The following is a 9,238-nucleotide window of genomic DNA, read 5'->3' as shown; positions in this document are numbered from 1 at the left end:
CCGATAGGCTGTGGACTGATCAGTCGTGCCGCTAGGCTTCCTGTCTGGCACGTCAGGCTGGAATCGCCTGACGTTGCCGAGAGGCTTTGGCGTCGATCATGCTCACGTCGATCAGGCGCCAGCGCCCGTCGTCGATGAGCCGCTCCAGCACTTCACCGAGCATGTCGAAATACACCCCGTCGTGCCTATCGATCAACTCACCGTCGCGGTGCAGCTCCACCACGTAGGTGTCGCCGCCACGGTCGTAGAGGATCGTCACCTGACCCTCGAACTTGGTGGTTGAGACCGTGAAGCTGATCGCCGGCGGGGTCTCGATGATCTTGGAGGGCTTGGGATCGACCCAGGCGAAGTCGCGGGCACCTGCATCGACCAGCATGTGGGTGATGCACCGGAACCCGTCGGGCGCGGGCATCTCCTCCAACTGCTCGATGAGTTGGCCCAGCTCCATGCACTGCGGCTCGGGAATGGGCAGCTTGGCGGGTGCTTTGCCAAGGATATGCCTCGTGATGGTGTAAGGCGTGCCATCCGAAGTCTTCTCGGTGACGACTTCCGGGGTGTCCGCGCGCAGCCCGTCGAAACGTCGCCGGGCGTAGGGTTGGACATGGACCTTGGCGCCCTCGCTGGGAACGGTGGTCACCAGGTTGGGATCGAGCACGGCGAACTCGGAAGGCTTGAGCTTGACGACGATGGCATCGTCGGTCGCGGAGACTACCTTGCCGTTGAAGGGCTGAGGGTCGATGGCGAAGCCCAACGTCGAGGACTGCGGCTGATCATCGAATACGCGGTATTTGAACGAACGCACGTTACGAGGGACATGGCCCGCGACAAGCGAAGGCATCATGGATTTGATGAGGGAACGGTCCATGGGAATCTCCTTGAGGAAGAACAAGGGATTCCCCGCCCGCAAGGGAGAGGTCCCTTGTGGGTGGCGTGAACGGACGGGGTACGTCCATAGAAAGAAACGACCAGCACGGTTTCCCGCACTTGCAGCCTTGAAGGTCTCGGCTGCCAGGGCATGTGTCGGCAACGCCGACGAACATGGAGCAAGGATGGCTCTGGAATGGGCGGCCTGCTTGCAAGAAATCGCACAGCGTCGCACCCGCTTTCCTGCGCTGCGGACAAGAAAAAGCCCCTCGAAAGGGGCTTGGTTGGGTCAGGCTTCGTACACGAAGTAGTGCTCGCGCTGATGTGGGAAGAAGACATGCTTCCATGTATCGCCGCTGGTGTTGCCACCGTCGAAGACGACCATTTCGTAGTCGTCAATGTCGGTGTCCACCAGGTCGGCGCTGGCGATATGGCGCATGTGCAGCGTGCCGCTCATGCGCTCGAATACCAGGATCTGGCCGATGGCGTCGTCCTGGCCCATGGCATTGACGCAGGCGCCGAGCTGGTGCTCGAAGTCTGGCGTGCGCGAGATGAGGTCGGGGAACATGAGGTTGCTCCTATGAAAATGGACCAGCCCGGCTCCGGGAGGGAGACGGGCCGGTATGGGGGAGAACAAAGAGGAAGGATGTTGCGTCGAGCGGCTGCTAGGATTCGGCCAACGGCAGGCCCAACAGCACGGGTGCGTCGGCGTCGAGAATCAGGATGCGCACGTCGGCCTGGCCAGCCAGTTCAATGACGTTCGCCAGGTCATCCGGCATACCCTTGCTTCGGTGCTCCTGGCGAAGCTGCTCCGCACTGATGCCCTCGGCGTGGTCCAGGTTCTTGTCCGTCCAGGGGGTGGAGATCAGCTTGATGCCGATCGCCGGGCTGTACGGAACCCGGAACGCGATGAACAGGAATGCCTCCGGCGTAGCGAGGTCTGCCAGGTTGGCGAGGTATTGGCCGGTTTCTTGGCTGATGTGTGCGCTGCTGATTTCCCAGCACCGGCTGTAGTAGCCGGTCTCGAAACTCAGGCGCTGTACGACTTCCCGCGCTGCCTCTGCCGAATAGGCGTCGCCGACGTGGATGGGGCGACCGTCGAAGTCGTCGCCATGGATGGCATAGACCACGGCACCGATTACACCTTCGCCGCTGACACCTTCTGCGGTATCGCATTCGGCCAGCACCTCGGCACTCACGGGTTCGGGACCATTCCTGACCACGGCGAAATCGCTGGTGACGATGCACGAGGATGAAATCAGTTCCTCGTCGGAAAAGTGCTTTTGACTCGCGTGGATGATTCGCCAGACATGCGGGCTTCCGTCGTCGTAGCCGATGCACAGCGTGCGGACGATTTTTAGATTCCAGTAGCCGCGGAGAAAGGGATTGGGTTTCTGGGACATGGGAACTCTCCAGATTTGAATAATGGGGCCAATCCCCGCCACCGGGAATTGGACCCGGTGGGTTGAAAGTGGAAAATGCGTCAGTCGGCGCTGATCGTTGGCGTCTGAACCAGCCGTTCGGCGATGCGATGGCGCACATTTAGGCGAAATTGCTCATCGGTGATGCCGGCAAGCAGGTTGGCGGCCTCCAGCGCGATCAACGCTGAGGCCTCTTCGATGTCGGCGGCCAGGATGGTGTTGCGCAGTTGATCGCCGAGTTGAAGCGCCTGCGAGGACGTTCTGAAGACCTGGACCTCGCGGCTCAGGTAGCAGCCGTTGCCGCCGAACTCGAATAGCCTTGGCTTGCTGCAATACCAGCAGCCCTCAAACTGGATGGCGGTCAGGTTATGGCCGTCATCGAAGCGGGTAGCGATCAGAAGCAGGGCTTCCAGGTCGGCGCTGTCCTCGAATTGGTGGTGCTCGATCAGGTTCTCCCGCTCCCCGTCCTGGTCAGCACGGAAGTGCGCGGCCAGCCGTTCAAGCAGAGGCGGAATCGACAACTCAGCACATCTGTCCAGCGTGGATCATTGGTTTCGGCGATCTGGGCGATGTAGGCCTGCCCATTGCCGGGATGGTTTTCGTCGAGCGCGAAAGCACCGAACAGTGCCTTGATGACGGGAGTAACGCGGTTGAGCACGAGAACGCCCGTGCCTTCGTAGTAGTTGTTTGCCATGCTGGCTCCTTTCGAGAAGAGCGGAGCCAGCCCATGCGGACGATGGCATCCGCAGGGAATAGCCCAAGGCCGTTGGCGTCGGGCGATGGGGAAGAAAAATTGAGGGACATGGCCTTATGGGCGCATGTCCCTCACGGGGGGGCGAGAGGACAGTGGCGTGCCGGAGACCGGCTCACCAACCGCTGTAGTTCACCAGCAGGTCGGCGATGACCTTGCGGCGTTCCAGATCGAGACCGTCGAAGTCCGACAGCCCGTGGAAGCGGCAGCGCTTGAGCATGGCACCGCCCTCGCGCGCGTTGTAGAAGCTGACCATGGCGGACAGGAACATGCGTTCGCCGCTGCTCAGGACGCCGAGGGCATCGTTGAGCCGCAGCATGTCGGGACGCAAATCCCACTTGGTGTTGGCCTGGTTCAGGCCTTCACGGGTGCCGTCGCCGAACCACTCGGGACCAGCAATCTCGACACCGCGCTTCCAGGCCTCGAAGAAGGCTTGGGGCGCGGCAGCGAAATGCTGCTCTTCCCGCATGATCTGATCGACGACTTCCCGCGGCAGTAGCTGGTTCATGACGTGATTTCTCCAGTTGGATCAGGGAATGGCGAGCTGGGACCAGCCGCCTCTTTCGAGGGCGCGTTGAGCCGCGGCATAGCTGCGGAAGTACTCGCGGGATTCCCGCGAAACGGGACCTTCGGTATCGCGCGTGCCGATGTAGTGGCCGGCGGCGCTTTGCAAGACTTCGAGCGGCAGGAACTTGCCGCAGTAGGTCAGGGCCAACTGGCCGAAAGAGGCTTGCTGGGACATGGACGGGCTCCTTGGAAAAGCGGGGCCTTGTCCCTCACGGGATGGCAGCTCCCGCACGCGGTTGATAAAAAGCATCAGCGTCACGGGGACGCTCATCCGCAGAATTGATGCGATGCGGACTGGTGGGTGACGCGGGAGAGACCCGCGGCAGCCTGGAACCCTGGCTGCTGGCATGTGCTGACGAATCAGCGAACATGCAGGCAGCTTCGTGCGAGGGCTGCGTCGCGTCAGTTGGAAAACGGCATTCGGCCCAGCCCCGATTGATGAGCACCGGAAAAGAAAAGCCCCGCATCGAGTACGGGGCTGTCAGGAGGGTGCGGTGGCGCTGGGTCAATCGGGCTTGTCGCCCAGGACATGCTGCTTCCACAGGTCGAATGCCCGCTCGGGCGGAAGCTCGGCGAGGATGACGATGGGCTGGGCCTGCCTGGTGCGCAGCGACGCGAAGTACGCCTTGCGGTCGGCGATAGCCTTGAGCTTGATGCCTTTGATGAACAGCAGTTTGCCGTCCTTGATGAACAGCACCTTGTTGCCGATGTCGCGGTTGAAGGCGGCTCGCACCTTGCGCTCCGCGTGCATGGCATCGGCCAGTTCATCGACCAGGAAGTCGAGCGTCATGTCGATGTAATGAGGGTCTTCACCCTCCTGACCTAGATCGAGCGGCGCAGGCGGCAAGCCCTTGGCAAAGGCTTCGGCCTGAGCCAGCAGCGTCGTCTTGCCATTGAGCGCGCGGAGGAATGTCGAGCCGCCATGCCCGTCGTTGCGGGCCTCGGCGATGGGAGTGCCGTCGAACACGATGGTCGCGGTGAAGCACAGCGTTTCCTCGCTGGCGAAGTCGGCGACCTTGAGGTTCTTCAGCGTGATGCGGTCTTGCTTGGTGATGGTGTCCATGGGAAGTCCTGAAATCGACCGGGTGGCGACATGCCCCTGACGGGACGTGGCGACCATCCCGTGGGTTGGAGAAAGGAGGCATCGGTGCCCCGGTGGGCAGCGTTCGCCGGTGAGATGCCGAAGCGAACTGGTGGGTGGCGTGGGCGGAACCCACGGCAGCCTTGACACCCTGGCTGCGGGCTGCTGCCGATACATCGGCAATGCAGGGGGAGAATGGCGCGGCCGGCAGGCTGCGTCGTCGATCAATCCGAAGCGGTCGAGTCCGTCTTGTGCAGGCACTGCACCAGCCGGTTGCCCAGCCAAGCCATGCACGGGACGGCCATGGAGTTGCCAATCGCCTTGTAGCGCGGAGCGTCTGCGGCAGGCTTGCCGCGATAGGGGATCAGCGTGTAGTCGTCGGGCATGCCCTGCAGCCGCTCGCACTCCATGGGCATCAGCCGCCGCACCCGCCATTGCGACCAGTCCGCTGCACCGGATTCATTCCAGTCGTAGCGGAAATGTGCCTCGAAGTCGGGGGCCAGGACATGGGGCTTGTCTGCGCCGCCGCCGCTGGTACGCAACGCCGCCGCAACGCTTCCGCCCAGTTCGGCGGCAAGACCCTGCGTCCGTCCCCGCAGGGCAACGCAGGCCACCATCGGCACACCGTAGCCCGGCTTGCCGTTGGACAGGACGGTGCAAGACACCTGTCCATGGCCCGACTCGAAGCGCACTTCGCCGCGATTGTTCTGCGCGAAGGCGATGGCGGGCACGACGCCTGCGTTCGCATGGCTGTTGCGATGCCCGCCGGCACGCAGCGTCGGCGTCAGTTCGATCGTGGCGTCCGCGCCGCTGCCCTGGGCGGTGAAGGCGATGATCGGCACGCCCTTTCCCGTACCGTCCTCGCTGCTGCCCTTGCCGTTGTTGGCGGTGTCGAGGGTGTGGGCGATGCTGCCGGCGATGGACTGCACCATGAACGTCTCGGTGCGGATGTCGTGCTTGGGACCCGCGGCCATCAGGCATGCCGCAACATCGACGGGGCCAATGCCGCCGCTGAATCCGAACGTCGTCGTGACCTTGCCGTAGGGCTGGTTCAGTCCAGCGAATCCTGCGTATCCGCCTGCTGCTGCAGCACCCGGTCCAGCAGCGCGGGCAGCTTCTTGCCACGGCGCACGGCCCGCAGAAGAATCCCCGCGCAGGCCTGTGCGCTCAAAAAGTACTTCGGAGGGATCGAGGTCATCACCACCACATGCCACAAGAAACACGCGCTTGCGGCGTTGGGCGACACCGAAATATTGAGCGTCGAGCACGCGCCAGGCGATGCGGCGGCGGGGTCCAGACACACAACCAGCGTGCGCCCATTTTTCCCCTGGCGGCTGGAGCGCACGGCTTTCTCCGGCCAGTGCTCCCAGGAAATGCCCGAAGGCATTGCTGCGGTCGTTGAGGACGCCGGGGACGTTTTCCCAGACGAGCGTTGCCGGCGGGCGGCGGTCTTGGTGGCGGGTTTGGTCGATGGCATTTGCAAGCTCCACATAGGCAAGGGTCAAGGCGCCGCGCGGGTCGTTCAGCCCCTGGCGCGCGCCGGCAACGCTGAACGACTGGCACGGCGTGCCGCCGACCAGGATGTCGGGCGCCGGCACGGTGCCGGCGCGCACCTGACGGGCGATCGCGGTCATGTCGCCCAGGTTGGGCACATGGGGGTAACGGTGGGCGAGCACGGCGCTCGGGAACGGCTCGATCTCGGCGAACCACGCGGCTTTGAGGCCGAGGGGTTGCCATGCGAGGCTCACGGCCTCGATGCCGCTGCACACGCTGCCGTACAGCAGTGGCGCGGCCTGGGGTGCACCGCGAAGGGTGCAAGGTTGCGGGTTCATGTCGGGTCTCCTGTTCGTGTGGCCCGGGGCGGGCCGGGACGTTGATAGGCAGGAGAAAGGCGCCGAAGGCCCTGCGGCCTTCGGCTCGGGAGGACAGAACCACCCGTGGGCTGGTGCAGGCCCGGTCGTCGCTAGAACCGTCTGCTCATCAGCAATCACACCCGGCGCATGTCGTGGTTCGCGCCGGCATCGTCTGGCGCACATCCGCGCACAAAGGGAGCCCGTTTTTGCGCCGGCGGGCACCGGCACCGAATACCGCTGACCACGAAGGGTCTCCGGGTGGCTCGCGCAGCTTGGCAAGCCACCGGGGGACCCTTCGCAGAGGCGGGAGAAATGCAGATCAGCAGAACGCGCAGGAGGCGGTTCGCGGAGAAGCTACCTTCAGGTCCCGCGGCCGGGGATGACCAAGCGGGACGCGCACACGGACAAGAAGGCGTTGCGCGCTGGGCGTCCCGCAGGGCGTGCGGAACACAGGCCGCGCCGCCGATGGCGGGCACGGCTCACGGGGAACGGGGTCGGTCAGGAGCCTTTGCGGCCGCTGCGGCGCGGGCGCGAGGCACCACGCTTGGACGTGCCGGATTCGACCGGCAGCGTGCCTTTGCAGTCGGGGTAGCGACTGCACGACCAGAATGGGCCGCTCTTGCCGGTGCGCTGGCGCGTCGGTGCGCCGCACTGTGGGCAAGGCGGTCCGTGGGGAACCTTGATGGACAGGGACGTGCTGCCGTACTGCGCGATCAACTGTGAGATCCATGCAGCCTGCTTGCCGATGAATACGTCCAGCGTGAGCTGTCCAGCTTCGATCATGTCCAGCGCCTGTTCCCAGACGGCGGTTGTCCCTGGGTCGGCAATCGCTGTGGGCACCGCGTCGATCAGGGTGAAGGCCGCATCCGAGGCGCGGATGGCGCGGCCCTTCTTCATGAGGTAGCCCCGCGTCAGCAGGCCACTGATGATGTTGGCCCGCGTCGCTTCGGTGCCGATGCCGACCGTATCCTTGAGCTTCTGTTTCAGGCGCGGGTCCGAGACCAGTTTGGCGACGCCCTTCATGGACTTGACCAACTCGCCCTGCGTATAGGGCCGAGGGGGCAGCGTCTTGAGCGCCTTCAGATCGACGTCGGCCACCTGACATGCCAGGCCCTCGCGCAGCGCGGGCAGTACCTGGCTGCGCGCCGCAGGGTCGCCATCCTCCTCGGATTGCGGTTCGGCCAGCACCAGGCGCCACCCCTTGACGACGACCTGCTTGCCGGTGGCCGCCAGCGTCTGCTGGCCGCAGGAGAGGTTCGCCACAGTGCGGTCGAACTCGTGGTGAGGAAGGAATTGCGCCAGGTAATGCGCCCGGATCAGCCGATACACTGCCAGTTCCTTCTCACTCATGGTCGAGAGGTTCGCCGGTTCGAGCGTCGGGATGATGCCGTGGTGAGCAGACACCTTCGCGTCGTTCCAGGCGCGTGAGCGTTGAGTGCGGTCGAGCTGGTCCATGATCGGTCGCAGCAAGGGATCGGTCTTGACCAGGCTGTCGAGGACCGTTGGCACCTCGGCGAACATGCTTTCGGGCAGGTAGCCCGAATCGGAGCGCGGGTACGTCGTGGCTTTGTGCGTCTCGTATAGGGCCTGAGCAATGTCTAAGGTCTCCTGCACATCGAGCCCAAGCTGCCTGGAACACACCTCCTGCAAGGTCCCCAGGTCGAACGGCAGCGGCGGGCCTTCCCGCACGCGCTCGGTTTCGACCGCCACCACCTGGGCGCTGTCCGCGGCGCGGATCTGCTGCGCGGCGTGCTGCGCGATGGGCTGCTGCAGGCAGCGGCCGGCGTCGTCGGTGCATGCTTTCGGGGGAACCCACTGCGCGGTGAAAGCCTGGCTGCCAGCGGACAGGGACACGTCGATGGCCCAGTACGGCACGGACACGAAGGCTGCGATCTCGCGATCCCGGTCCACGACCAGTTTGAGCGTCGGGGTCTGGACGCGACCGACCGACAGCACGCCGTCGTAGCCGGCCTGCCGCCCCAGCACCGTGAACAACCGGCTGAGGTTCATGCCGACGAGCCAGTCCGCCCGAGAGCGCGCCAGCGCCGAGTAGTACATCGGCAAGGTCTCGGCCGATGGCCGGAGCTTGCCGAGTGCGGCGCGAATGGATGCGTCGTTGAGCGCCGACAGCCACAGCCGCTCGATGGGGCCGCGGTAGCCGCACAGGTCGATGATCTCGCGCGCGATCAACTCGCCCTCGCGGTCGGCATCGGTAGCGATGACAAGCTGGGTCGCCTTCGCCAGAAGCGCCTTGACGACCTTGAACTGCGTGGCGGTTTTCGGTTTGACCTCGACCCGCCAATGCTGGGGAATGATGGGCAACTGCTCGATGGACCAGCGCTTCAACTGCTCGTCGTAGGCTTCGGGCGCTGCGGCTTCCACGAGATGGCCGATGCACCAGGTGACGGTGACGCCGGAACCGTTGAGGCAGCCTTCACCGCGCTGCGTGGCACCGAGAATCCGGCCAATGTCTTTGCCCTGGGAGGGCTTCTCGCACAAGAACAGCCGCATGTCCGTCCATCCCGATTCCCGTTGTTCATGGAGTTGCTGGAATCGAGGATGCCGAGCGCCACCTGGGGCAGCAGCAAACAAGCCGCATGCAGCGGCGACCGCTTTCACGGAATGGAATGGCTTGGGCGGGGTGGCGCGTGGCCGCAGGTGTGCGGACCGGAAGCCGCGATTTGCGGGAGCGCGTGGAAGT

At 64.4% G+C, this 9,238-nt stretch carries 8 protein-coding genes and 1 pseudogene; all 9 read right to left on the bottom strand.

The features are described 5' to 3' along the window. Positions 1 to 52: 52 nt before the first annotated feature. A complete protein-coding gene (locus tag D5301_RS06750; protein WP_033972355.1) occupies positions 53 to 865 on the bottom strand; it encodes a hypothetical protein in 813 nt (270 codons plus the stop codon). Between the two features lie 288 nt (positions 866 to 1,153). Further along, on the bottom strand, positions 1,154 to 1,432 hold the full coding sequence (locus D5301_RS06745; RefSeq protein ID WP_033972353.1) for a hypothetical protein: 279 nt from the start codon (positions 1,430 to 1,432) through the stop codon (positions 1,154 to 1,156). A 97-nt stretch (positions 1,433 to 1,529) separates the two neighbouring features. Continuing rightward, the gene (locus D5301_RS06740) at positions 1,530 to 2,267 is read right to left on the bottom strand and encodes a hypothetical protein (protein ID WP_017512403.1); all 738 of its coding nucleotides are present in this window, start codon (positions 2,265 to 2,267) and stop codon (positions 1,530 to 1,532) included. An 80-nt stretch (positions 2,268 to 2,347) separates the two neighbouring features. After that, positions 2,348 to 2,979, bottom strand: a pseudogene (locus D5301_RS06735) (hypothetical protein). A gap of 172 nt (positions 2,980 to 3,151) precedes the next feature. After that, entirely contained in the window at positions 3,152 to 3,544 is a 393-nt protein-coding gene (locus D5301_RS06730; protein WP_023103928.1) for a hypothetical protein, read from the bottom strand. A gap of 21 nt (positions 3,545 to 3,565) precedes the next feature. Further along, positions 3,566 to 3,778, bottom strand: coding sequence for a hypothetical protein (locus D5301_RS06725; RefSeq protein ID WP_003290186.1), 213 nt, complete (start codon positions 3,776 to 3,778; stop codon positions 3,566 to 3,568). Between the two features lie 330 nt (positions 3,779 to 4,108). Next, positions 4,109 to 4,666: a hypothetical protein gene (locus tag D5301_RS06720; protein ID WP_023103929.1), complete on the bottom strand. Its 558-nt coding sequence runs from the start codon at positions 4,664 to 4,666 to the stop codon at positions 4,109 to 4,111. Positions 4,667 to 4,908: 242 nt separating this feature from the next. Continuing rightward, the gene (locus D5301_RS06715) at positions 4,909 to 6,516 is read right to left on the bottom strand and encodes a DNA cytosine methyltransferase (protein ID WP_033972351.1); all 1,608 of its coding nucleotides are present in this window, start codon (positions 6,514 to 6,516) and stop codon (positions 4,909 to 4,911) included. A 519-nt stretch (positions 6,517 to 7,035) separates the two neighbouring features. Continuing rightward, positions 7,036 to 9,048, bottom strand: a complete 2,013-nt coding sequence (locus D5301_RS06710; RefSeq protein WP_033972349.1) for a DNA topoisomerase III — start codon at positions 9,046 to 9,048, stop codon at positions 7,036 to 7,038. Positions 9,049 to 9,238: the final 190 nt, after the last annotated feature.

It is taken from the genome of Stenotrophomonas sp. MH181796, assembly GCF_009659995.1.
GTDB classification, from domain to species: domain Bacteria; phylum Pseudomonadota; class Gammaproteobacteria; order Xanthomonadales; family Xanthomonadaceae; genus Stenotrophomonas; species Stenotrophomonas riyadhensis.
This window is presented reverse-complemented; position numbering and strand designations above follow the sequence as displayed.